Origin of the sequence: Hydrogenophaga sp. PML113 (assembly GCF_001777155.1) — a bacterium.
GTDB lineage: Bacteria > Pseudomonadota > Gammaproteobacteria > Burkholderiales > Burkholderiaceae_C > Hydrogenophaga > Hydrogenophaga borbori.
In genome coordinates, this window is the sequence record NZ_MIYM01000003.1 from 35,964 (window position 1) to 58,464 (window position 22,501).

21 protein-coding genes are annotated in these 22,501 nt (G+C 70.5%); 15 read left to right on the forward strand and 6 right to left on the reverse strand.

Going from position 1 to position 22,501, the window contains the following annotated elements:
- The first annotated feature begins 154 nt into the window (after nt 1–154).
- Together clpS and clpA are read left to right on the forward strand one after the other, a co-directional pair.
- Entirely contained in the window at nt 155–511 is a 357-nt protein-coding gene (gene clpS / locus BHU06_RS06195; RefSeq protein WP_070398300.1) for an ATP-dependent Clp protease adapter ClpS, read from the forward strand.
- 77 nt (nt 512–588) lie between these two features.
- Nucleotides 589–2,925 (forward strand): ATP-dependent Clp protease ATP-binding subunit ClpA, encoded by a 2,337-nt coding sequence (gene clpA, locus BHU06_RS06200; protein ID WP_070398301.1) that lies wholly within the window; start codon nt 589–591, stop codon nt 2,923–2,925.
- A 73-nt stretch (nt 2,926–2,998) separates the two neighbouring features.
- Here the strand turns inward: clpA and BHU06_RS06205 are convergent, their stop codons facing one another.
- Together BHU06_RS06205 and BHU06_RS06210 are read right to left on the reverse strand one after the other, a co-directional pair.
- Complete coding sequence (locus tag BHU06_RS06205) at nt 2,999–4,207, reverse strand: MFS transporter (protein ID WP_070398302.1); 1,209 nt, start codon at nt 4,205–4,207, stop codon at nt 2,999–3,001.
- A gap of 51 nt (nt 4,208–4,258) precedes the next feature.
- Complete coding sequence (locus tag BHU06_RS06210; protein WP_070398303.1) at nt 4,259–5,800, reverse strand: helicase HerA-like domain-containing protein; 1,542 nt, start codon at nt 5,798–5,800, stop codon at nt 4,259–4,261.
- A gap of 107 nt (nt 5,801–5,907) precedes the next feature.
- On the opposite strand from BHU06_RS06210, the gene BHU06_RS06215 reads away from it, so the two are divergent.
- The 9 genes from BHU06_RS06215 to BHU06_RS06255 all read left to right on the forward strand — a co-directional run bounded on the left by BHU06_RS06215 (nt 5,908) and on the right by BHU06_RS06255 (nt 13,548).
- The gene (locus BHU06_RS06215; protein WP_070398304.1) at nt 5,908–6,633 is read left to right on the forward strand and encodes a YebC/PmpR family DNA-binding transcriptional regulator; all 726 of its coding nucleotides are present in this window, start codon (nt 5,908–5,910) and stop codon (nt 6,631–6,633) included.
- The gene (gene purD, locus BHU06_RS06220) at nt 6,630–7,904 is read left to right on the forward strand and encodes a phosphoribosylamine--glycine ligase (RefSeq protein WP_070398305.1); all 1,275 of its coding nucleotides are present in this window, start codon (nt 6,630–6,632) and stop codon (nt 7,902–7,904) included. The genes BHU06_RS06215 and purD overlap by 4 nt, the downstream gene beginning before the upstream one ends.
- 47 nt (nt 7,905–7,951) lie before the next feature.
- A complete protein-coding gene (locus BHU06_RS06225; protein ID WP_239478138.1) occupies nt 7,952–8,548 on the forward strand; it encodes a 1-acyl-sn-glycerol-3-phosphate acyltransferase in 597 nt (198 codons plus the stop codon).
- Nucleotides 8,549–8,550: 2 nt separating this feature from the next.
- Nucleotides 8,551–9,468: an oxygen-dependent coproporphyrinogen oxidase gene (gene hemF, locus BHU06_RS06230; RefSeq protein ID WP_070398306.1), complete on the forward strand. Its 918-nt coding sequence runs from the start codon at nt 8,551–8,553 to the stop codon at nt 9,466–9,468.
- Complete coding sequence (gene nadD / locus BHU06_RS06235) at nt 9,468–10,115, forward strand: nicotinate (nicotinamide) nucleotide adenylyltransferase (RefSeq protein ID WP_070398307.1); 648 nt, start codon at nt 9,468–9,470, stop codon at nt 10,113–10,115. Before hemF ends, nadD begins: the two co-directional genes overlap by 1 nt.
- Nucleotides 10,112–10,822: a ribosome silencing factor gene (gene rsfS, locus BHU06_RS06240; protein ID WP_070398308.1), complete on the forward strand. Its 711-nt coding sequence runs from the start codon at nt 10,112–10,114 to the stop codon at nt 10,820–10,822. The genes nadD and rsfS overlap by 4 nt, the downstream gene beginning before the upstream one ends.
- Complete coding sequence (gene rlmH / locus BHU06_RS06245; RefSeq protein ID WP_070398309.1) at nt 10,819–11,286, forward strand: 23S rRNA (pseudouridine(1915)-N(3))-methyltransferase RlmH; 468 nt, start codon at nt 10,819–10,821, stop codon at nt 11,284–11,286. Before rsfS ends, rlmH begins: the two co-directional genes overlap by 4 nt.
- 89 nt (nt 11,287–11,375) lie before the next feature.
- Nucleotides 11,376–11,978, forward strand: coding sequence for a nucleoside triphosphate pyrophosphatase (locus BHU06_RS06250; protein ID WP_070398310.1), 603 nt, complete (start codon nt 11,376–11,378; stop codon nt 11,976–11,978).
- 13 nt (nt 11,979–11,991) lie between these two features.
- Nucleotides 11,992–13,548 carry an Rne/Rng family ribonuclease gene (locus tag BHU06_RS06255; protein WP_070398311.1) on the forward strand — a complete coding sequence of 519 codons (1,557 nt, stop codon included), beginning with the start codon at nt 11,992–11,994 and terminating at the stop codon, nt 13,546–13,548.
- A 4-nt stretch (nt 13,549–13,552) separates the two neighbouring features.
- Here the strand turns inward: BHU06_RS06255 and BHU06_RS06260 are convergent, their stop codons facing one another.
- The gene (locus BHU06_RS06260; protein ID WP_204742545.1) at nt 13,553–14,353 is read right to left on the reverse strand and encodes a YggS family pyridoxal phosphate-dependent enzyme; all 801 of its coding nucleotides are present in this window, start codon (nt 14,351–14,353) and stop codon (nt 13,553–13,555) included.
- Nucleotides 14,353–15,588, reverse strand: a complete 1,236-nt coding sequence (locus tag BHU06_RS06265; protein ID WP_070398312.1) for a benzoate/H(+) symporter BenE family transporter — start codon at nt 15,586–15,588, stop codon at nt 14,353–14,355. The genes BHU06_RS06260 and BHU06_RS06265 overlap by 1 nt, the downstream gene beginning before the upstream one ends.
- Before the next feature lie 65 nt (nt 15,589–15,653).
- Between BHU06_RS06265 and BHU06_RS06270 the strand changes: the two genes are divergently transcribed.
- Nucleotides 15,654–17,141 carry a PLP-dependent aminotransferase family protein gene (locus BHU06_RS06270; protein ID WP_070398313.1) on the forward strand — a complete coding sequence of 496 codons (1,488 nt, stop codon included), beginning with the start codon at nt 15,654–15,656 and terminating at the stop codon, nt 17,139–17,141.
- Between the two features lie 34 nt (nt 17,142–17,175).
- On the opposite strand, the gene BHU06_RS06275 is transcribed toward BHU06_RS06270, so the two are convergent.
- Both BHU06_RS06275 and msbA read right to left on the reverse strand, forming a co-directional pair.
- Nucleotides 17,176–17,703 (reverse strand): DUF962 domain-containing protein, encoded by a 528-nt coding sequence (locus BHU06_RS06275; protein WP_070398314.1) that lies wholly within the window; start codon nt 17,701–17,703, stop codon nt 17,176–17,178.
- A 62-nt stretch (nt 17,704–17,765) separates the two neighbouring features.
- The gene (gene msbA, locus BHU06_RS06280; protein ID WP_254668138.1) at nt 17,766–19,547 is read right to left on the reverse strand and encodes a lipid A export permease/ATP-binding protein MsbA; all 1,782 of its coding nucleotides are present in this window, start codon (nt 19,545–19,547) and stop codon (nt 17,766–17,768) included.
- Nucleotides 19,548–19,798: 251 nt separating this feature from the next.
- Here msbA and tolB point away from each other — a divergent pair, with 251 nt between their 5' ends.
- The 3 genes from tolB to ybgF all read left to right on the forward strand — a co-directional run bounded on the left by tolB (nt 19,799) and on the right by ybgF (nt 22,496).
- Complete coding sequence (gene tolB / locus BHU06_RS06285; protein WP_139147010.1) at nt 19,799–21,085, forward strand: Tol-Pal system beta propeller repeat protein TolB; 1,287 nt, start codon at nt 19,799–19,801, stop codon at nt 21,083–21,085.
- Between the two features lie 65 nt (nt 21,086–21,150).
- Nucleotides 21,151–21,711 (forward strand): peptidoglycan-associated lipoprotein Pal, encoded by a 561-nt coding sequence (pal, locus tag BHU06_RS06290; protein WP_070398316.1) that lies wholly within the window; start codon nt 21,151–21,153, stop codon nt 21,709–21,711.
- An 8-nt stretch (nt 21,712–21,719) separates the two neighbouring features.
- Entirely contained in the window at nt 21,720–22,496 is a 777-nt protein-coding gene (gene ybgF / locus BHU06_RS06295) for a tol-pal system protein YbgF (RefSeq protein WP_070398317.1), read from the forward strand.
- The last annotated feature ends 5 nt before the right edge of the window (nt 22,497–22,501 follow it).

Below are 22,501 nucleotides of genomic sequence, written 5' to 3' on the forward strand. Positions count from 1 at the left end.
GATGGGCGGAATTGGACCGGTTTTGCGTGCGCTGCTTGGCGCCTAGGCCGCACGCCCTGATCGCACAATAGCCCCTGGCGGTATCCGTCGCCCGGCCAATGGTCGGTGTCCCGGATGCCATTGGGGGCGCGGTGCGCTCGCTAGAATGAAATTCATGGCTTCGCAGATACCCAAGAAACCAGAGACCCCGGCGGCCCCGCCCGCGACGGGCAGCGACGATGCGGTCGTGCTGGAACGGCGCACCCAGCGCGTCCAGCCGCCCCAGATGTACCAGGTGGTGCTGCTCAACGACGACTTCACCCCCATGGAATTCGTCGTGCAGGTCATCCAGGAGTACTTCAGCAAGGACCGAGAAACGGCCACCCAGATCATGCTGAAGATTCACCTGGAGGGAAAAGGGGTTTGCGGCGTGTATTCGCGCGACGTGGCCAGTACCAAGGTAGATCAGGTGCTGCAGGCCGCCCGCTCGGCGGGACACCCCTTGCAATGCTTGAGCGAACCTGTTGAATAAGCGTTCAAACGCCCAATCTAGAGCCTACATTCGTCTCAGGACGCGTATTCCGACCCCCAGCACAAAGGACGTGCCACATGATTGCCCAGGAACTTGAAGTCAGCTTGCACATGGCCTTCGTTGAGGCCAGGCAGCAGCGGCACGAATTCATCACGGTGGAACACCTGCTGCTGGCCCTGCTCGACAACCCCAGCGCCGCCGAGGTCTTGCGCGCCTGCTCGGCCAACATCGACGACCTGCGCAAGTCCTTGACCAACTTCATCAAGGACAACACCCCGCAGGTGGCCGGCACCGACGAGGTCGACACCCAGCCCACCCTGGGTTTCCAGCGCGTGATCCAGCGCGCCATCATGCACGTGCAGTCCACCGGCAACGGCAAGAAGGAAGTCACCGGCGCCAACGTGCTGGTCGCCATCTTTGGCGAAAAGGACTCGCACGCCGTGTACTACCTGCACCAGCAGGGCGTCACCCGCCTGGACGTGGTGAACTTCATCGCCCACGGCATCCGCAAGAGCGACCCGCCCGAGCCGACCAAGTCGAACGAGAGCGCCGCCGAGAACGAGGAGGCCACCGAAGCCAAGGGCAACGAGAAGGCCTCGCCGCTGGAGCAGTTCACCCAGAACCTGAACCAGATGGCCAAGGACGGCAAGATCGACCCGCTCATCGGCCGCGAGTACGAGGTCGAGCGCGTGATCCAGATCCTGTGCCGCCGCCGCAAGAACAACCCGCTGCTGGTGGGTGAGGCCGGCGTGGGCAAGACCGCCATCGCCGAGGGCCTGGCCTGGCGCATCACCCAAGGCGATGTGCCGGAGATCCTGGCCGAGTCCAACGTGTATTCGCTGGACATGGGCGCGCTGCTGGCCGGCACCAAGTACCGCGGCGATTTCGAGCAGCGCCTCAAAGGCGTGCTCAAGTCGCTCAAGGACAAGCCCAATGCCATCCTGTTCATCGACGAGATCCACACCCTGATCGGGGCCGGCGCGGCCTCGGGCGGCACGCTGGACGCGTCCAACCTGCTCAAGCCGGCGCTCTCCAGCGGCCAGCTCAAGTGCATCGGCGCGACCACCTTCGCCGAGTACCGCGGCATTTTCGAGAAGGACGCGGCGCTGTCGCGGCGCTTCCAGAAGGTCGACGTGGTCGAGCCGACGGTGGAGCAGACCGTGGACATCCTCAAGGGCCTGAAATCGCGCTTCGAGGAGCACCACAACGTCAAGTACGCCGTGGCGGCCCTGCAGGCCGCGGCCGAGCTGTCGGCCAAGTACATCAACGACCGCCACCTGCCCGACAAGGCCATCGACGTGATCGACGAGGCCGGCGCGGCGCAGCGCATCCTGCCGGCGTCCAAGCGCAAGAAAACCATCTCCAAGACCGAGGTCGAGGAGATCGTGGCCAAGATCGCGCGCATCCCGCCCGCCAACGTGTCCAACGACGACCGCGGCAAGCTGCAGACGCTGGAGCGCGACCTCAAGAGCGTGGTGTTTGGCCAGGACAAGGCGCTGGAGGTGCTCGCCGCCAGCGTGAAGATGGCGCGCTCGGGCCTGGGCAAGGCCGACAAACCGATCGGCGCTTTCCTGTTCAGCGGCCCCACCGGCGTGGGCAAGACCGAAGCGGCCAAGCAGCTCGCCTACATCATGGGCATCGAGCTGATCCGCTTCGACATGTCCGAGTACATGGAGCGCCACGCGGTGAGCCGACTGATCGGCGCGCCTCCGGGCTACGTGGGCTTCGACCAGGGCGGCCTGCTGACCGAGGCCATCACCAAGAAGCCGCACTGCGTGCTGCTGCTCGACGAGATCGAGAAGGCGCACCCGGACATCTTCAACGTGCTGCTGCAGGTGATGGACCACGGCACGCTGACCGACAACAACGGACGCAAGGCCGACTTCCGCAACGTGATCATCATCATGACCACGAACGCGGGTGCCGAGACCATGAACAAGGCCACCATCGGCTTCACCAACCCGCGCGCCGCCGGCGACGAGATGGCCGACATCAAGCGCCTGTTCACGCCCGAGTTCCGCAACCGCCTCGACGCGATCGTGAACTTCAAGGCGCTGGACGAGCAGATCATCCTGCGCGTGGTCGACAAGTTCCTGCTGCAGCTGGAAACGCAACTGGCCGAGAAGAAGGTGGAGGTCACCTTCACCGACACGCTGCGCCAGCACCTGGCCAAGAAGGGCTTCGACCCGCTCATGGGCGCGCGCCCGATGCAACGCCTGATCCAGGACACGATCCGCCGTGCGCTGGCCGACGAGTTGCTGTTCGGTCGCCTCACCGAAGGCGGTCGCCTCACCGTGGACCTGGTCACCAAGACCGGCGAAGACGGCAAGGAAACGCAGGAAGTCGATCTGGACATCCAGCCCCTGCCCAAGAAAGAGGGCAAGGCCAAGCCGGAAGAGGCAACCGAGGTCTAAGGACCGTCGGCGTGTCGAACGCCCGAGAGAAAAGCCCGGCTCCGCCGGGCTTTTCTTTGGGGGGTCTGCGCTTTTAGGCCGGGCGCCGGCGGCGACGGTTCAGCAGCAGGCCCAGGCCACACAGCAGCGCGAAGCCGGCGCCGCCCAGGAAAGTGGCCTGCGAGCCGAGCTGCTCCCACAGCAGGCCGGCGATGGCGCTGGCCAGCAGCATCGCGATCCCGCTCATCAGGTTGAACAGGCCAAAGGCCGTGCCACGCAGATCGGCCGGCGCGGTGTCGGCCACCATCGCCGCCAGCAGGCCCTGCGTCATGCCCATGTGCAGACCCCACAGCGCCACGCCCAGCAGCAGGGTCGGCCATCCTGGCGCGAAGGCCAGCACCACATCGGCGACCATCAGCACCGCCAGGCCCCAGGCCAGCAGCCGGGTGTGGCTCATCGAGTCCGAGAGCTTGCCGAAGGGGTACGCGCTGAGGGCATAGATCGCGTTCATCGCCACCATGACCAGCGGCACCAGGGACGCTGCCACGCCGAGCTGCTGCGCACGCAGCACCAGGAAGGCCTCGCTGAAGCGCGCCAGCGTGAAGACCGCGCCGATGATCACCACGCTCCAGTAGGGGCCGGCGAGCCGCCGCAAGGCCTCGCGCCGGATGGGGCTGCCACGGCCGGCGGTGCCCGGCGGCTGCGCGGGCTCGCGCACGCCCACGATGAGCAGCAGCACGGCGAGCACGCCCGGGATCACGGCGAACCAGAACACGGCGCGGAAATCGTTGGCCAGCAGGACCATGAGCACGGTGGCCAGCAGCGGGCCGACAAAGGCCCCCACCGTGTCGAGCGACTGGCGCAGGCCGTAGGCCGCGCCGCGCTGTTCGGGCGGCACCAGGTCGGCCACCAGGGCGTCGCGCGGCGCGCCACGTATGCCTTTGCCGATGCGGTCGACGAAACGCGCCGTGACCACCACACCGGCGCCCTGCGCCAGCGCGAAGGCCGGCTTGGTGAGTGCGCCCAGGCCGTAGCCGACCACGGCGAGCCACTTGCGGCGCCGGAAATGGTCGCTCAGCACGCCAGAGAAGACCTTGACGATGAGCGCCGTCGATTCGGCCACGCCCTCTATCAGGCCCACCACCAGCACGCTCACGCCCAGCGAGCCCACGAGAAAGATCGGCAGCAGGCTGTGGACCATCTCCGAAGAAATGTCCATGAGCAGGCTGACGAAGCCCAGCACCCAGATGGCGCGGGGCAGGGCGGGCCCAGCCTGCGGTGCCGGGGTGGGCGTGTGCGGCACGGGCGGGCTTTCGCTCCGAACGCGTGGCGGGTCGAGGGGCCCGGGTTCGCTTCAGCGCTTGCCGCCCAGCAGCCCGCCCAGCACCCCGCGCAGGATCTGGCGGCCCAGGCCGCTGGCCACGGTGCGCGCGGCGGTTTTGGCCATGGTCTGCACCAGGCCGTCGTACTGGCCGCCGCGCGGGCCCGTGCGGCCGAACAGCACCTCGTTGATCACGCTTTTTTCTTCCGCGGCCGGCGCGTCCTTGGCCGCGCCCGGGATGCGCGGGGTCTTGACGGCGGGCTTGCCCTCGGGCGCCTCGGCCGCTTCTTCGCCGCGACCGCCGGCGCGGCCGCGGAAGATCTCGAACGCGCTCTCGCGGTCCACCAGCTTTTCGTAGGTGCCAGCCACCAGCGAGCCCTGGATCAGCGCGCGCCGCTGCTCGGGCGTGATGGGGCCGATCTGGCTGCCTGGCGGCACCACGTAGGCGCGCTCGGTCTCGCAAGGGCGGCCCTTGGGGTCGAGAAAGCTCACCAGGGCTTCGCCCACGGCGAGTTCGGTGATGGCGGCCTCGATGTCCAGGCCGGCCTTGGGCCGCATGGTCTGGGCGGTGGACTTCACCGCCTTCTGGTCGCGCGGCGTGAAAGCGCGCAGCGCGTGCTGCACGCGGTTGCCGAGCTGGCCGAGCACGCTGTCGGGGATGTCCAGCGGGTTCTGCGTCACGAAGTACACGCCCACGCCCTTGGAGCGCACCAGGCGCACCACGAGCTCGATGCGCTCGACCAGCGCCTTGGGTGCCTCGTCGAACAGCAGGTGCGCCTCGTCGAAGAAGAACACCAGCTTGGGCTTGTCGGGGTCACCGATCTCGGGCAGGGTCTCGAACAGCTCCGAGAGCATCCACAGCAGGAAGGTGGCGTACAGGCGCGGCGCGTTGAGCAGCCTGTCGGCCGCCAGGATGTTGATCACCCCCTTGCCGTCCACGGTCTGCATGAAGTCGGCGATGTCGAGCATGGGCTCGCCGAAGAACTTGTCGCCGCCCTGCGATTCGACCTGCATGAGCCCGCGCTGGATGGCGCCGATGGAGGCGGCGCTGATGTTGCCGTACTCGGTGGTGAACTGCTTGGCGTTGTCGCCCACGTGCTGCAGCATGGCCCGCAGGTCCTTCATGTCGAGCAGCAGCAGGCCGTTGTCGTCGGCGATCTTGAAGATCAGGTTCAACACGCCGGACTGCGTGTCGTTCAGGTTGAGCATGCGCGCCAGCAGCAGCGGGCCCATGTCGCTGATGGTGGCGCGCACGGGGTGGCCCTGTTCGCCGAACACGTCCCACAGCGTGGTGGGGCATTCGGTGGGCTGGGGCAGCTCGATGCCGCGCTCGGCCAGCACGCCGGCCATCTTCTCGCCGATCTTGCCGGTCTGGCTGATGCCGCACAGGTCGCCCTTGACGTCGGCCATGAACACCGGCACGCCGATGCGCGAGAAGCCTTCGGCCATGGCCTGCAGCGTCACCGTCTTGCCCGTGCCGGTGGCGCCGGTGATGAGGCCGTGGCGGTTGGCCAGGCCGGGCAGCAGCTGGCAGGTGGTGTGGGCGTTCTTGGCGATCAGCAGGGGGTCGGCCATGGCGGGGTCCTGAGGGGGTGGGCGGGACGCAAAGGGACGGGAAGGGGCGCAATCGTAAAATCGCGGGCTCATTAGATCAAAGCCAGCAGGCATTTCGAGGACTTCCCATGGCCGGACACAGCAAATGGGCGAACATCCAGCACCGCAAGGGGCGCCAGGACGAGAAGCGGGGGAAGATCTGGACCCGCGTGATCCGTGAAATCACGGTGGCCGCGCGCAGCGGCGGCGGCGACCCCGCCATGAACCCGCGCCTGCGCCTGGCCATCGAGAAGGCCAAGGCGGCCAACATGCCGGCCGACCGCATCAAGTACAACGTGGACAAGGCCTCGGGCACGCTGGAAGGCCTGTCGCTGGAGGAAATCCGCTACGAGGGCTATGGCATCGGTGGCGCGGCGGTGATCCTGGACACCATGACCGACAACCGCGTGCGCACCGTGGCCGAGGTGCGCCACGCCTTCAGCAAGTACGGCGGCAACCTGGGCACCGAAGGCTCGGTGGCCTTCCAGTTCAAGCACTGCGGCCAGCTCATCTTCGCGCCCGGCACCTCGGAAGACGCGGTGATGGAGGTGGCTTTGGAGGCTGGCGCCGAGGACGTCATCACCGACGAGGACGGCGCCATCGAGGTGCTGACCGCGCCGGGCGACTTCGAGGCCGTGAAGGACGCGCTCGAAGCCAAGGGTCTCAAGCCCGAGATCGCCGAGGTGACCATGCGCGCCGAAAACACCGTGGCTCTGGCCGGCGAAGACGCCGCGCGCATGCAGAAGCTGCTGGACATCCTGGAAGACCTGGACGACGTGCAGAACGTCTACCACAACGCTGAAATCTCGGAATGAAGGTTCTTGTCATCGGCGGCGGTGGCCGCGAACACGCGCTCGCCTGGCGCCTGAAGCAGTCCGAGGGCGTGGACCAGGTGGTCGTGGCCCCGGGCAACGCCGGCACCGCGCGCGACCCGCAGCTCACCAACCTGCCCATCACCGACAAGGTGGCGCTGCGCGAATGGGTGCAGGCCCATGGGGTGGCGCTCACCGTGGTGGGGCCCGAGGCGCCGCTGGCGGCGGGCGTGGTGGACGAGTTCCGCGCGCACGGCCTGGCCATCTTCGGCCCCACGCGCCAGGCCGCGCAGCTGGAAAGCTCCAAGGCCTTCAGCAAGGCCTTCATGCAGCGCCACGGCATCCCCACGGCCGAGTACCAGGCCTTCACCGATCCGGTCCAGGCCCACGCTTACGTCGACGCAAAGGGCGCGCCCATCGTCGTCAAGGCCGACGGGCTGGCGGCCGGCAAGGGCGTGGTGGTGGCCATGACGGCGGCCGAGGCGCACGAGGCCATCGACTTCATGCTGCTGGATAACAAGCTCGGCGTGGCCCACAACGAAGGCGGCGCGCGCGTCGTCATCGAAGAGTTCCTGCAGGGCGAGGAAGCCAGCTTCATCGTGCTGTGCGACGGCGAGCACGCCCTGGCGCTGGCCACCAGCCAGGACCACAAGCGCCTGAAGGACGCCGACCAGGGCCCCAACACCGGCGGCATGGGCGCGTACTCCCCCGCGCCGGTGGTCACGCCCGAGGTGCACCGACGCGCCATGGACGAGGTGATCCTGCCCACGCTGCGCGGCATGAAGGCCGACGGCATTCCCTACACCGGCTTCCTCTACGCGGGCCTCATGGTCACGCCCGACGGCGCGGTCAAGACCCTGGAGTTCAACTGCCGCATGGGCGACCCCGAAACGCAGCCCATCATGATGCGGCTGCGCAGCAACTTCGCGCAGGTGCTGCTGGCCGCCACGCGCGGCGAACTCGATCGCGTGCAACTCGATTGGGACCCGCGCGTCGCGCTGGGCGTCGTGATGGCCGCGGCCGGCTACCCGCTGGACCCGCGCAAGGGCGACGCCATCACCGGCCTGCCCGCCGACGAGGCCGACCGCATGGTGTTCCACGCCGGCACCGCCCAGGACGGCGCGGCGGTGCGGGTGTCGGGCGGGCGCGTGCTGTGCGTCACCGCGCTGGCCGACTCGGTCGCGCAGGCGCAGCGCCGCGCCTATGAGGTGGTCGACGCGATCGCCTTCGACGGCATGCAATGCCGCCGCGACATCGGTTTCCGCGCGCTTTGATCGCCCCGGATCCGCGCGGGCCCGTCCCGCTGCCGCCACCCCACGCGGTGCGCTTTCGCGGCTCCCGCCTGGCGCGCGCGCTGCTGCGCCTGGCGGGCTGGCGCGTCGTCGAGGACGGCTTCCCGGGCCGCCAGGGCGTCGCCATCGTCTACCCCCACACCAGCAACTGGGACTTCGTGGTGGGCGTGCTGGCCAAATGGGCCATCGGCATTCCGGTGCGCTTCTGGGGCAAGGACACGCTGTTCGACGTGCCGCTGTTCGGCCGCTGGCTGCGCTGGCTCGGCGGCATTCCCATCGAACGCCGCTCGCCGCGCGGCGCCGTGGGCGCCATGGTGCACACCATGCGCGAGGCCGTGGCGCGCGGCGAACTGCTGTGGCTGGCGCTCTCGCCCGAGGGCACGCGCCGGCGCACGCCGGGCTGGCGCAGCGGCTTCTACCGCGTGGCGCTGGACGCCGGCGTGCCGCTGGCGCTGGTGGCCCTGGATTACAGTCGGCGGGAGGTGAGGGTGTGTGGCTTTGTGCGCCTGAGCGGCGACGCCGCGCGCGACTATGCCTGCCTGGCCGAGGCCTTCGCCGGGGTGCGCGGCCTGCGCCCCGCGCAGGCCAGCCCGGTGCAAGCCCTGCCCAAGACTGATACGGTGTGAGCATGTCCGACAACCCGATCGCCAACGTCCGCGAATACCTCGTCGATCTGCAGGAGCGGATCACCTCCACCGTGGCCCTGGTCGACGGCGGCCAGTTCGTGGTGGACCGCTGGAAGAAAAAGCCCGGCGAGAAGCTGCAGGGCAGCGGCATCACCCAGATCCTGGAAGACGGCCCGGTGTTCGAGCGCGCGGGCTGCGGCTTCTCGCACGTGCGCGGGCGCCAGCTGCCACCCTCGGCCACCCAGCACCGGCCCGAACTGGCCGGCGCGCCCTTCGAGGCCATGGGCGTGTCGCTGGTCTTCCACCCGCGCAACCCCTACGTGCCGACGGTGCACATGAACGTGCGCATGATCGCCGCCACGCCCAAGGGCGGCGCGCCGGTGTGCTGGTTCGGCGGCGGCATGGACCTCACGCCGTACTATGGTTTCGAGGACGACGCGCGGCATTTCCACCGCGCCTGCAAGGCCGCGCTCGACCCCTTCGGCGTCGACAAGTACCCGCGCTTCAAGCGCTGGTGCGACGAGTACTTCTACCTCAAGCACCGCGACGAGCAGCGCGGCGTCGGCGGCGTCTTCTTCGACGACTTCTCCGAACTCGGCTTCGACGGCAGCTTCGCCATGATGAGTTCGGTGGGCGACGCCTTCCTCGACGCCTACCTGCCCATCGTCGATCAGCGCAAGAACACCGCCTATGGCGAGCGCGAGCGCAGCTTCCAGCTCTACCGGCGCGGCCGCTACGTGGAGTTCAACCTGGTGTGGGACCGGGGCACGCACTTCGGCCTGCAGTCCGGCGGGCGCAGCGAGTCCATCCTGCTGTCCATGCCGCCGCTGGTGAGCTGGGCCTACAACCGCCAGACGAAGAAGGGCACGCCCGAGGACCGGCTCTACCGCGACTTCCTGGTGCGCCGGGACTGGGTCTGATGGCCGGTTCCGGTGCTCCGCTCCAGCGCGTCGGCATGTTCGGCGGCGCCTTCGATCCGCCGCACACCGCGCACCGCGCGCTGGCCCAGGCCGCGCTGGAACAGCTGCAACTGGACGCGCTGCACGTGATGCCCACCGGCCAGGCCTGGCACAAGGCGCGCACGCTGTCGCCCGCGCACCACCGCATCGCCATGTGCGAGCGCGCCTTCGGCGACCTGCCGCGCGTGCGCATCGACCGTCGCGAGACCGAGCGCCAGGGCCCCAGCTACACCGCCGACACGCTGGCGGAACTGCGCGCCGAGTACCCGCAGGCCACGCTGTACCTGGTGCTCGGCGCCGACCAGTTGCTCGCCTTCAAGTCCTGGGTGCGCTGGGAGGAGGTGCTGTCGCTGGCCACCCTGGCGGTGGCCAACCGACCCACCGACATTGGCGCCCAGGCCCTGCGCGGCGACGCGCCGCTCATCGACCTCAGCCGCGTCGACCTGCCTTTCGTGCCGCTGCGCATGCCGCTGCAGCACATCAGCGCCACCGCGCTGCGCGCCAAACTCGCCGCCGACCCGGCCGAGGGACCGCCGCTGGACCTGTTGGTCCCGGACGCGGTCGCAAGCTATATTTCACAGCACCACCTCTACCAGACCGCTTCATGACCAGCGAATCCGCCGCGAAGAAAGACATCCAGAAACTGCAAAGGGCCATCGTCGATGGCCTGGAGGACGTCAAGGGCCAGGACATCGTGGTCTTCAACACCGAGGAGCTCTCGCCGCTGTTCGAGCGCGTGATCGTCGCCAGCGGCACCTCCAACCGCCAGACCAAGGCCCTGGCCGCCAGCGTGCGCGACGCGGTGCGCGAAGCCGGCTTCGACAAGCCGCGCATCGAGGGCGAGGAGAACGGCGAATGGATCATCGTGGACTGCGGCCCGGCCGTGGCGCATGTGATGCAGCCCGCCATCCGCCAGTACTACCGGCTCGAAGAGATCTGGGGCGCCAAGCCCGTGCGCCTGACGTCGGCCGCGAAGAAGGCCGCCGCGGCGAAGAAGCCCGCCAAGCCGGCCGCCGAACGCGCCGCCGAGGCCAAGCCGGTGTCGGCCAAGGCCGTGGCGCGCAAGGCCGCGGCCAAGGGCGCGGGCCGCGGCGCCACGCCGGTGGGCAAGGCCGCCCCGGCCAAGAAGGCGCCGGCCAAGAAAGCCGCGCCCGGCCGGGCACCCGCCGCCAAGAAGGCGGCGCCCGCCAAGCCGCGCGCCGGCATGGCCAAGGTGGTGGTCAACGCGCCGGCGGCGAAGAAGAAGGCCTCGCCCAAGGCCGCGCCCTCGGCGGCCCGCAAGCCGGCCAGGCCCGCCGCCAAGAAGAAGGCATGAAGCTCGTGATCGTCGCGGTCGGGCAGAAGGTGCCCGACTGGGCACAGACCGCCTACGACGATTACGCCAAACGTTTCCCCCCCGAGCTGCGCGTCGAGCTCAAGGCCGTCAAGACCGAGCCGCGCGGCTCCAAGACCACCGAAACCCTTTGGGCCGCCGAACGCCAGCGCATCGAGGCGGCCATTCCGCGCGGGGCGCGCGTGGTCGCGCTCGACGAGCGCGGCACGCCGCTCACCACCCAGGCGCTGGCCCAGCAGCTGCGGCAGTGGCAGCTGGGTGGGGACGACGTGGCCCTGGTCATCGGCGGGCCCGACGGCCTGGACCCGGCCTTTCGCGAGGCCGCGCACCAGCGCATCCGGCTGTCCGACCTGACCCTGCCGCACGCCATGGTGCGCGTGCTGCTCATCGAGCAGCTCTACCGGGCCTGGTCCATCAACGCGAACCACCCCTACCACCGCGAATGAAAAAAAGCCCCCTCGCGTCGCCGCTGCGCGGGTCGCTGTCCCCCGACGGGGCGGGTGTCGCCTTGGCGCGACCCGGCGGCGAAACCCGCTTGAACTTCATCTACCTGGCTTCCCAGAGCCCGCGCCGGCGCGAGCTGCTCACGCAGTGGGGCGTGCGCCACGAACTGCTGCTGCCCGACGCCGACGAGGACGCCGAGTCGCTGGAGGCCGCTCGGCCGAACGAGGCCCCCGCGCGTTACGTGCAGCGCGTCACCGCGCTCAAGCTGGAGGCCGCGCTCGCGCGACTGAAGCGCCGCGGCCTGCCGCCGGCGCCCGTGCTGTGCGCCGACACCACCGTGGCCCTGGGCCGGCGCATCCTGGGCAAACCCGCCGACGCCGCCGAGGCGCGGCGCATGCTGGCCGACCTGTCGGGCCGCACGCACCGCGTGCTCACGGCCGTGGCCGTGGGCCGGGGCGCGCGGCGCTGGTCCGCGCTCTCGACCTCCCTGGTCAGCTTCGACACGCTCACGCCGACGCAGATCCGCCGCTACGTCGAGGGCGGCGAGCCCATGGGCAAGGCCGGCGCCTACGCCATCCAGGGCCACGCGGGCCTGTGGGTGAGCCGCATCGCCGGCAGCCACACGGGCATCGTGGGCCTGCCCGCCTTTGAAACCGCCGGGCTGCTGCGCGCGGCCGGCCTTCCCATCCTCTGACGGGGCTCAAGCCATGAACCAGGACATCCTGATCAACTGGTCTCCGCAGGAGACACGCGTGGCGGTGGTGGAGCAGGGCGCCGTGCAGGAGGTGCACATCGAGCGCACGCTGGAGCGCGGGCTGGTGGGCAACATCTACCTGGGCAAGGTCTCGCGCGTGCTGCCGGGCATGCAGTCGGCCTTCCTGGACATCGGCCTGGACCGCGCGGCGTTCCTGCACGTGGCCGACCTGATGCCCAACATCCAGGCCAAGCACGCCACGCCGCGCGCGCCGGCACCGGCCGACGCCGAGCCGGCGCCCGCCGCGGGCGGTGCCGCGCCGGCCGCCGCGCCCAAGGTGCTGGCGCCCAACCCGGTGCTGCCGATCGAGAAGCAGATCTTCGAAGGCCAGGCCCTGATGGTGCAGGTGCTCAAGGACCCGATCGGCACCAAGGGCGCGCGGCTGACGGCCCAGATCAGCATCGCGGGCCGACTGCTGGTGTTCCTGCCGCAGGACAACCACATCGGCGTGTCGCAGAAGATCCCGGCCGCCCAGCGCGAGGCCCTGCGCCAGCGCCTGCTGGCCCTCACCGCCACCGCCGACGGCAGCCCGGCGGGCGGTTTCATCCTGCGCACCAACGCCGAAGACGCCGACGACGAGGAGCTGGCCGACGACGTCGCCTACCTGCGCAAGACCTGGCTGCGCATCAAGGAGGCCGCGCTGCGCCAGCCGCCGGCCTCGCTGCTGCACGAGGATCTGAACCTCATGCAGCGCGTGCTGCGCGACCTGTCGGGCGCCGGCACGCAGTCCATCCGCATCGACTCGCGCGAGCAGTTCGGCCTGATGCAGGGCTTCGCCGGCGAGTTCATGCCCGACACGGTGGCCAAGCTGCAGCACTACAGCGGCGAGCGGCCGATCTTCGACCTGTTCAACGTGGACGAAGAGATCGTGCGCGCCCTGGGTCGGCGGGTGGAGCTCAAGTCGGGCGGCTACCTGGTCATCGACCAGACCGAGGCCCTGACCACGGTGGACGTGAACACCGGTGGCTTCGTGGGCGCGCGCAACTTCGACGACACGGTGTTCCGCACCAACCTGGAGGCCGCACAGGCGATCGCGCGCCAGCTGCGGCTGCGCAACCTGGGCGGCATCGTCATCGTCGACTTCATCGACATGACGCGCGACGACCACCGCGAGGCGGTGCTGGCCGAGTTCCGCAAGCAGCTCGCGCGCGACCGGGTCAAGACCATGACCGGCGGCTTTTCGCAGCTGGGCCTGGTGGAGATGACGCGCAAGCGCACGCGCGAATCGCTGGCCCACATGCTCAGCGAGCCCTGCGAGGCCTGTGGCGGTAAGGGTGCGGTGAAGACGCCGCGCAGCGTGTGCTACGACATCCTGCGCGAGATCCTGCGCGAGGCGCGCGCCTTCAACCCGCGCGAGTTCCGCGTGGTGGCCTCGCCCAAGGTGGTGGAGCTGTTCCTCGACGAGGAACGCGCGCACCTGGCGGGCCTGTCGGAGTTCATCGGCAAGCCGATCTCCCTGCAGAGCGAGAGCTCGATGACGCAAGAGCAGTACGACATCGTGCTGATGTGAGCCCTCAGCCGCCCGCCGCCGGCCAGTAGTGGCTGTCCGGCAGCGCGCGCGCCCCGAAGATGGCCTGCCCGACGCGCACCACGGTGGCGCCTTCTTCGATCGCGATCTCGAAATCGCCGGACATGCCCATGGACAGCTCCTCCAGGCCGATGCCGGCGGGCGCGTCCTGGCGCAGCCGCTCGCGCAGTTCGCGCAGCAAGACGAAGCAGCGCCGCACGCGCTGCGCCTCGGACGACAACAGCGCCAGCGTCATCAGGCCGCGCACGCGCAGCGCCGCGAAGGCCGGCAGGGCCCGCAGGAAGGCCGGCACCTCATCGGGCGCCAGGCCGTACTTGCTGGCCTCGCCCGAGGTGTTGACCTGAACGAACACGTCCAGCGAACGGCCTTCCAGTTGCAGGCGGCGGTCCAGCGCCTCGGCCACGCGCAGGCTGTCCAGGGCCTGGAACTCGCTGGCGAAGCGCGCCACCAGCTTGGCCTTGTTGGTCTGCAGGTGGCCGATGACGGACCAGCGCAGACCGGCCAGGTCCGGCGTGGCCTCCCACTTGCCCAGGGCCTCCTGCACCTTGTTCTCGCCCAGCAGGCGGCAGCCCGCCGCGTGGGCCAGGCGCACGCGTTCCACGGGCTGGGTCTTGCTGACGGGCAGCAGGCGCACCTCGGCGGGGTCTCGCCCCACGCGCCGGCAGGCCGCGGCGATGCGCGCCTGCACCTCGTCGAGGTGGCGGCGCAGGTCCGCCACCGTCAGGGCCTGGGGGTAGCGGCCGTGCCGGTCGTGCCGGGTGGGGGTGTCGGGCGTTGGCATCGCCATCAGGGTCTCGCTCCCTTGTCCGCCAGTGCCGTCGTGCGCGCCAGCCGCCCCGGCCAGTGGCCGTGCAGCGCCGCGTGCGCGGCCAGCCCGATCAGCAGCCCCCAGAAGGCGCCGCCGATGCCGAACAGGCTGATGTTGGCGGCCGCCGCCAGGAAGGTGATCAGCGAGGCCTCGCGCGTGCGGGCGTCGGCCAGGGCGCCGGACAGGCTGGCGCCGATGGTGCCCAGCAGCGCCAGGCCCGCCAGGGTGGTGATGAAGGTGGCCGGCAAGGCCATGAAGGCAGCGGCCAGCGTCACCCCGAACACGCCCACCAGCACGTAGAACAGGCCCGCGGCGATGCCGGCGATCCAGCGCTTGGACGGGTCCTCGTGCGCCTCGCGGCCGGTGCAGATGGCCGCCGTGATCGCCGCGAGGTTGAAGGCGTGCGAGCCGAAGGGCGCCATCAGGAGCGAGCCCAGCCCGGTGACGCCCACGATGGGATCGGCGCGGCTCTTGAAGCCGTCGTTGCGCAGCACCAGCATGCCCGGCATGTACTGGCCGGTGAGCGTGATCAGGAACAGCGGCAGCGCCACGCTGAGCAGGGCGTTGAGCGTGAACTCGGGCGGCGTGAACACCGGCGCGGCGAAGCGCAGCGCCAACCCCGAGAGATCGACGCGGTTCTGCGCCAGCAGGAAAGCCAGCCCCAAGGCCAGGATGCCGACCACGGCGTAGCGCGCCGTGACCCGCTTGAGCAGCACGTAGGCCACGATCAGCAGGCCGGCCAGCGTGGGGTCCACGCTCAGACCGCCCAGGGCCTTGATGCCGAAGGGCAACAGGATGCCGGCGAGCAGGCCGGCGGCCACCCCGGGTGGGATCAGGCGGATGAGCCGCTCGAACCCGCCCGACAGGCCCAGCACCACGAAGGCGGCGGCCGACACCAGATAGGCCGCGATGGCCTGCGGGTAGGGCGTGGTGGCCAGGGCCGTCACCAGGAAGGCCGCGGCCGGCGTGGACCAGGCGGTGATGATGGGCTCGCGCGAGCGCCAGCTCAGCAGCAGGCCGGTCACGCCCACGCCGATGGACACCGACCAGACCCAGGAGGCGGTCTGCGCCGCGCTCAGGCCCGCCACCTGGGCGGCCTGGAACACGAGGATGAAGGTGCCGCCGTAGTTGACGAGGACCGAGACCAGCCCGGCGACGACGGGGTGGGGCAAGTCGCTCCAGCGAAGGGGCGTGGGGGAGGGGGTGGGAGGCATGGGGGTGTTGTAGGGTGAAAATGGTTGGACATCTCCTGCCATTTTTCTGACGTTACCCAGACCAATTGTTCAAACACGCCCTGCTCGAATCGGTCAAGGCCGGCGTCGCCGATCCGGCACGGGCCACCTTGCCCCTGCACGCGCGCGTGCAGCGCGCCGTGCGCCAGCTCATCCTCGACGGCGCGCTGGAGGCCGGCCGGCCTTTGCCGGCCTCGCGCGCGCTGGCCCGGTCGCTGGGTGTGTCGCGCGACACGGTGGAAGCCGCGTACGGCCAGCTGCACGCGGAGGGTTTCATCGAGCGACGCGTGGGCCGCGGCAGCGCCGTGTCGGCACGGGCCCGGGGCCTGGGGGCGCGCGCGCCGGCGGGGCGCCCACCCGCCCACCCGGGGGAGGCGCGCCTGAGCCGGCGCGGCGCCGCCCTGTTCCAGGGCGGCGGCGTGCGGGACTTTGTCGCGCCGCGCGCCTTCGCGCCCGGCGTGCCGGAGGTCCGGGCCTTTCCGCTGGCCACCTGGGAGCGACTGGAGCGCCAGGTGCTGAAGGCGCACGGCGCGGCGGCCCTGCTGCACAGCCCGCCGCAGGGCATGGAGGCGCTGCGCCGGGCCATCGCGGCCTACGTGAACCTGGAGCGCGGCGCGCGCGCCACGCCCGAGCGCGTGCTGGTGCTGACCAGCTCCCAGCAGGCGCTGAGCCTGTGCGCCACCGTGCTGCTGGACGCCGGCGAGCGCATCCTCGTCGAGGACCCCATGTACCACGGTGCGCGCAAGGCCTTCGAGGCCGCCGGCCTGGCGTGCGTGCCGGTGCCGCTGGACGCCGAGGGCATGCGGGTGGACCAGCTGCACCAGGCGGCACCGCAGGCGCGGGCGGTGTTCCTGACGCCGTCCCACCAGTTCCCGAGCGGGGCCACGCTGTCGCTGGACCGGCGGCTGGCCGCCATCGAATGGGCGCGCCAGCAGCAGGCCTGGATCATCGAGGACGACTACGACAGCGAATTCCACTACGCCGGCCGGCCCACGGCCTGCGTGCAGGGGCTCGATCCGCACGAGCGCACCGTCTACATCGGCACCTTCACCAAGTCGCTGTTCCCGGGCCTGCGCATCGGCTACATGGTGCTGCCGCCGCCGCTGGTGGCCCCCATGACGGTGGCGCGCACGCTGCTGGACGGGCACAGCGCGCCGATCCCGCAGCTCACGCTGGCCCGCTTCATCGAAGGCGGCCACTTCGGCGCGCACGTGCGCACCATGCGCGCCGTCTACGCCGAGCGGCGCGACGCGCTGGCGCGCCTGGTGCGCCAGCACCTGGCCGGCCTGGTGGAGCCCCGGGTGCCGGACGGCGGCCTGCAGATGCCCTGCGTGCTGGTCTGCGGCGTCCCCGAGCGCGAGGCCGTGGACGCGGCCCGCCGCGCGGGCATCGACCTGCTCGGGCTGACGGCCTTGCACGCCTCGCCCGGCGGGCACGAGGCGGGCTTCCTCATGGGCTTCGCGGCCCACGCGCCGAACGAGCTGGAGGCCGCCGTGCGGCAACTCGCGAAGGTGCTGCGCGCGCTGGCGCGCTGAGGGCAGGGGCGATCGATCGCGCCCGGCGCGGGCCTCAGGCCGCGCGGGCGGGGGCGTGCTCCCGCACCGGGCCCACGCGCGCCTCGATGGCCTGCTGCAGCTCGCGCCGCAGGCCGAGCAGGAAGCCGGCTTCCGCCACCACGAACAGCGGGCCGATGACCAGGCCCACCAGATCGTCCACGAAGGCGGGCTTGCGCCCCTCGTAGTAGTGGCCGACGAACTGGATCACCCAGCCCACGACGAACAGGCCCACGCCCACCGAGAGCCACACGGCCGTGGTCTGCGCCGCCACCGCCTGCGCGAACCACAGCGACAGGGCCATCAGCGCCGCCATCACCGCGCCCAGGCGCAGGTCCAGCTTGAGGTAGTACAGCACCGTGAGCAGCGTGACCAGCGTGGCGGGCGACAGCGCCACCGCGCCCCACTGCGCCAGCACCGGCCGCGCCAGCAGCACGGCCACGGCCAGCACGATCATGGGGATGCCGACGAAATGGGTGAGGATGTTGCGGCGGTCGCGGTGGTAGGCCGCGTACTGCGTGAGCTGTTCGCTGAGGTTGCGCATGGCGGGTCTCCGGCCGGGGCGGGCGTGTTGTCCCGCGCTTGTACACCCACGCGCCGCGGCGCTCAATCCGGGGTGACCTGGGGTGGGCTGGCCGGGGCGTCCGCGCCCGCCGTGCCCAGTCCTTGCGCGTGCAGCCGCGCGTACACGCCGTCGGCCGCCAGCAGATCGGCGTGCCGCCCCTGTTCCACGATGCGGCCCTCGGCCAGCACGATCACGCGGTCCGCGTGCTCGATGGTGGACAGCCGGTGCGCGATGACCAGGGTGGTGCGGCCTTTCATCAGGCGCGACAGCGCGTCCTGCACCAGGCGCTCGGACTCGTTGTCCAGCGCCGACGTCGCCTCGTCCAGGATCAGCACCGGCGAGTCCTTGTAGATGGCGCGCGCGATGGCCAGGCGCTGGCGCTGGCCGCCCGAGAGCTCGGTGGCGTTGTGGCCCACGTTGGTGTGCATGCCCTGCGGCAGGCGCTCCAGCAGCTCGCCCAGGTTGGCCGAGAGCAGGGCGGCGTGCACGCGGGCTTCGTCGAGTTCGCCGTCGACCGCGCCCAGGGCCACGTTGGCGGCCAGGCTGTCGTTGAGCATTACCACGTCCTGACTCACCAGCGCGAACTGGCGGCGCAGGCTGGCCAGGTCCCAGTCGGGCAGGGGCACGCCGTCCAGCGTGACCACCCCGCGCTCGACCTCCACGAAGCGCGGCAGCAGGTTGATGAGCGTGGTCTTGCCCGAGCCCGAGGGGCCGACGAAGGCCACCACTTCGCCGGGGCGGATGTCCAGTTCGATGCCGCGCAGCGCCAGGCCGGCCTCGGCCGCGTCGGCGCCGTCGGCCTTGGGCGGGTAGCGCACCCACACGCCGCGCAGCGCGATGGCGCCTTGCACGCGTTCGGCCACGTGCGTGCCGCCGGTCTGTTCGGGCGTCTGCTCGATGAGCTCGATGCCGCGCTCCAGCGCCGCCAGGCCGCGCGTGATGGGCGAGGCGATCTCGGCCAGGTGCCGGATCGGGGCGATCAGCATCAGCATGGCGGTGACGAAGGCCACGAAGTTGCCCACCGTGACGCCCGTGGTGCTGCTCTGCCACAGCGCCACCGCGATCACCGCCGACAGCGCGGCCGAGGCCAGCAGCTGGGTGAAGGGCGTCATGGCGGCCATGGCGATGGTGCTCTTGAGCGCCAGGCGGCGCAGCGCCACGCTCAGCTGGTCGAAGCGCTCGGCCTGGCGGCGCTGCGCGCCGTGCAGGCGCACCACGCGGTGGGCCAGGGCGTTTTCCTCCACCACGTAGGCCAGCTCGTCGGTGGCCTGCTGGCTGGCGCGCGTGAGGCGGTACAGGCGCTTGGAGAGCACTCGCATGATCCAGGCCAGGCCCGGGAACACCGCGATCACGATCAGCGTGAGCTTCCAGTTCAGGTAGAGCAGGTAGCCCATCAGCGCCACCAGCGTGAGGCTGTCGCGGGTGAGGGTGAGCAGGGACGACACCAGCATCTGCGAGCCGGTCTGCACCTCATAGACCAGGGTGTTGGACAGCTTGCTCGCACTCTGGCGCGAGAACAGCGCCAGCTGGGCCGCGTTGAGCTTGGCGAACATGGCGCGGCGCAGGTTGAGCATGCCCACGTTGGCCGTGTACGACAGGGCGTACTGCGCCACGAAGGAGGCGATGCCGCGCACGCCGAACAGGCCCATGAAGGCCAGCGGCACCATCCACAGCGGAATGCGGCCATCGTTGAAGCCCTCGTCGAGCAGGGTCTTGAGCAGGGCGGGGATCAGGGGCTCGGTCAGCGCCCCGATCACGGTGGCCAGCGCGGCGAAGAAGATGCCGGTCTTCGCGTCCCGGAAGTAGGGCCAGACGCGCAGCAGCCGCTGGCGCAGCGGGCCGGAGGGGAGGGCGGCGGACGGGTCGGAGGGGTTCAAATCGGGGCGGATGGAGGGGAACCAATGGGCGCGATCGCGGTCCAGCAGGCCGCGAGGGCACACATCTTGTCACGGCTTGCCTGCGGGTGTCCGGTATTATCGGCCGCTACTTACAAGGGCACCGGGCCTCGCGTCCCGCACTGCCCGACAATCCCAACACCATGCACCAACCGCCCCGACTCCATCCCTCCACCGGGATGCCGCGCCGGCATGCCCTGGGCCTTATCTCCGCTTCCACCCTGCTGGGCTGGCCCGCCTCGGGCGCGCTGGCGCAGTTCCGGGTCGAGGTCACCGGCGTCGGCCTCACCCGCTTCCCCTTCTCGGCCGTGAACTTCCGCGGCAACGACGCCGCGAGCGAGAACATCGCCGCCATCGTGCGCGCCGACCTGGAGCGCTCCGGCCAGTTCGTGGCCGTGCCGCCGCTGTCGGGCGCGCTCGACGAAACCTCGCGCCCTGACCTGGCCCCCTGGCGCGAGCGCGGCGCCGACTCCCTGCTCACCGGCAGCGTCACCCGCCTGGCCGACGGCCGCTTCGACGTGCGTTTCCGCCTCTGGGACGTGGTGCGCGCCCAGGATCTGGGTGGCATGAGCCACCCCAGCACGCCGAACAACCTGCGCCTGGCCGCCCACAAGATCGCCGACTACGTCTACGAGAAGATCACCGGCGAGAAAGGCGTGTTCTCCACCCGCATCGCCTACGTCACCAAGGCGGGCAGCACGCACCGCCTGTGGGTGGCCGACGCCGACGGCGAGAACGCCCAGGCCGCCTTCACCAGCAACGAGCCCATCATCTCCCCGAGCTGGGCGCCCAACGGCGCGCAGCTGGCCTATGTTTCGTTCGAGAAGCGCAAGGCTGAGATCGTCTCGCACGAGGTCGCCACCGGGCGCCGGCGCGTGCTCGCGAGCTTTCGCGGCTCCAACAGCGCGCCGGCCTGGTCGCCCGACGGCAAGACCGTGGTGGCCGCGCTCACGCTCTCCGGCAACGCCCAGCTCTACGCGATCGACGCCAACGGCGGCGAGCCGCGCCGCCTCACGCAAAGCGGCAGCGGCAGCATCGACACCGAACCCGTGTTCAGCGCCGACGGCAAGCAGATCTACTTCGTGAGCGACCGCGGCGGCTCGCCGCAGATTTACCGCATGCCCGCTCAGGGCGGCAGCGCCCAGCGCGTCACCTTCACCGGCAACTACAACATCTCGCCCGCGCTCAGCCCCGACGGCCGCTGGCTTGCGTTCATCTCGCGCATCAACGGCGCCTTCCGCCTGCACGTGATGGAGCTGTCCAGCGGCACCGTCACCGCCCTCACCGACACCAGCGGCGACGAGAGCCCCAGCTTCGCGCCCAACAGCCGCATGATCATCTACGCCACCCGCGACAAGGGGGGCGACGCGCTCATGACCACCACCGTGGATGGCCGCATCAAGACCCGCCTGGCCGGCGCGCAGGGCGACATCCGGGAACCCGAATGGGGACCCTTCCTTCGTTGAACCCGCGCCGATCGATCCTCCCGTCCCGATTGTTTCCTCATCAACAACGCACCTCAGGAACCGCCATGTCCCGTACCACCCCCTTCCGACGCCTCAGCGGCCTGCTCGCCGCGCTGATCGCCGCCGCCGTGCTCGCGGCCTGCGGTTCGAACGTCCGCCTGGACGAGCCCCCGGTCGAAGACCGCTCGGGCACGGCCGCGGGCGGCGCGGCTGGCGCGGGCGGGCAGGGCAGCGGCGTCGACCCGCGCGGCGTGGCCGGCGTGCAGGTGCCGTCCAGCACCAGCGCCCAGCCCGCGCAAATGCAGCGCATCATCTACTTCGACTACGACAGCTTCGAGGTCAAGCCCGACGCCACCGCCCTGCTCGAGGCCAACGCGCGCTACCTCAATGCCAACCGCAGTGTGCGCGTGCAGCTGGAAGGCCACACCGACGAGCGCGGCGGCCGCGAATACAACCTGGCCCTGGGCCAGAAGCGCGCCGAGGCCGTGCGCCGCGCGCTCTCGTTGCTGGGCGTGCAGGACAGCCAGATGGAAGCCGTGAGCTTCGGTGAAGAGAAGCCCGCGCAGACCGGCAGCGACGAAACCGCCTGGTCCAAGAACCGCCGCGTCGAGCTCACCTACCGTTGAGCCAGGGAATGAGCATCGCGCGCTGGAAACCCACGCTGGCCACGGGTGCCCTGCTGCTGGGCGGCCTGTGGGCGCCGTCCGCGCACGCCCTGTTCGGTGACGACGAGGCGCGCCAGGCCATCATCGAGCTGCGCCGCCAGGTTGACGCCAACCGCCAGGCCACCGATGCCGCCGCCGCGCAGCAGCGCGAGGGCGACGCGACCATCAAGCGCAGCATGCTCGAACTGGCCAACCAGATCGAGCAGCTGCGCGGCGAGATCGCCCGCCTGCGCGGGCAGAACGAGCAGCTCGCGCGCGAGGTGTCCGAGTTGCAGCGTGCGCAGAAGGACGTGCAGGCCGGCATCGACGAGCGCCTGCGCCAGGTCGAGCCGGTGAAGGTCGAGCTCGATGGCCGCAGCTTCACGGCACAACCGGCCGAGAAGGCCGAGTTCGACGCCGCCATGGCCACCCTGCGCAAGTCCGACTTCACGGGCGCCACGGTCGCCTACACCGCCTTCCTGCGGCGTTACCCCACCAGCGGCTACACCCCGGTGGCGCTGTACTGGCTGGGCAACGCACAGTACGCCGCGCGTGCCTACAAGGACGCGGTGGAGTCGCACCAGCGTCTGGTGCGCGAATTCCCCGACCACCCGCGCACGCCCGAGGCCATGCTGGCCCTGGCCAACAGCCAGGTCGAGCTCAAGGACACCAAAGGCGCGCGCAGAACGCTGGAAGACCTGGTGAAGCAGCATCCGCAGAGCGAGGCCGCCGGCGCGGCCAAGGAACGCCTGGCCCGACTGAAGTGAGGGAC

What these genes read in the sequence shown, in the direction of transcription:
- clpS (WP_070398300.1), top strand. Translation starts at nt 155, where the DNA reads ATGGCTTCGCAGATACCCAAGAAACCAGAGACCCCGGCGGCCCCGCCC.
- clpA (WP_070398301.1), top strand. Translation starts at nt 589, where the DNA reads ATGATTGCCCAGGAACTTGAAGTCAGCTTGCACATGGCCTTCGTTGAG.
- BHU06_RS06210 (WP_070398303.1), bottom strand. Translation starts at nt 5,800, where the DNA reads ATGGCCGACCCCCTGCTGATCGCCAAGAACGCCCACACCACCTGCCAG.
- BHU06_RS06215 (WP_070398304.1), top strand. Translation starts at nt 5,908, where the DNA reads ATGGCCGGACACAGCAAATGGGCGAACATCCAGCACCGCAAGGGGCGC.
- purD (WP_070398305.1), top strand. Translation starts at nt 6,630, where the DNA reads ATGAAGGTTCTTGTCATCGGCGGCGGTGGCCGCGAACACGCGCTCGCC.
- hemF (WP_070398306.1), top strand. Translation starts at nt 8,551, where the DNA reads ATGTCCGACAACCCGATCGCCAACGTCCGCGAATACCTCGTCGATCTG.
- nadD (WP_070398307.1), top strand. Translation starts at nt 9,468, where the DNA reads ATGGCCGGTTCCGGTGCTCCGCTCCAGCGCGTCGGCATGTTCGGCGGC.
- rsfS (WP_070398308.1), top strand. Translation starts at nt 10,112, where the DNA reads ATGACCAGCGAATCCGCCGCGAAGAAAGACATCCAGAAACTGCAAAGG.
- rlmH (WP_070398309.1), top strand. Translation starts at nt 10,819, where the DNA reads ATGAAGCTCGTGATCGTCGCGGTCGGGCAGAAGGTGCCCGACTGGGCA.
- BHU06_RS06255 (WP_070398311.1), top strand. Translation starts at nt 11,992, where the DNA reads ATGAACCAGGACATCCTGATCAACTGGTCTCCGCAGGAGACACGCGTG.
- BHU06_RS06260 (WP_204742545.1), bottom strand. Translation starts at nt 14,353, where the DNA reads ATGGCGATGCCAACGCCCGACACCCCCACCCGGCACGACCGGCACGGC.
- BHU06_RS06265 (WP_070398312.1), bottom strand. Translation starts at nt 15,588, where the DNA reads ATGCCTCCCACCCCCTCCCCCACGCCCCTTCGCTGGAGCGACTTGCCC.
- BHU06_RS06275 (WP_070398314.1), bottom strand. Translation starts at nt 17,703, where the DNA reads ATGCGCAACCTCAGCGAACAGCTCACGCAGTACGCGGCCTACCACCGC.
- tolB (WP_139147010.1), top strand. Translation starts at nt 19,799, where the DNA reads ATGCCGCGCCGGCATGCCCTGGGCCTTATCTCCGCTTCCACCCTGCTG.
- pal (WP_070398316.1), top strand. Translation starts at nt 21,151, where the DNA reads ATGTCCCGTACCACCCCCTTCCGACGCCTCAGCGGCCTGCTCGCCGCG.
- ybgF (WP_070398317.1), top strand. Translation starts at nt 21,720, where the DNA reads ATGAGCATCGCGCGCTGGAAACCCACGCTGGCCACGGGTGCCCTGCTG.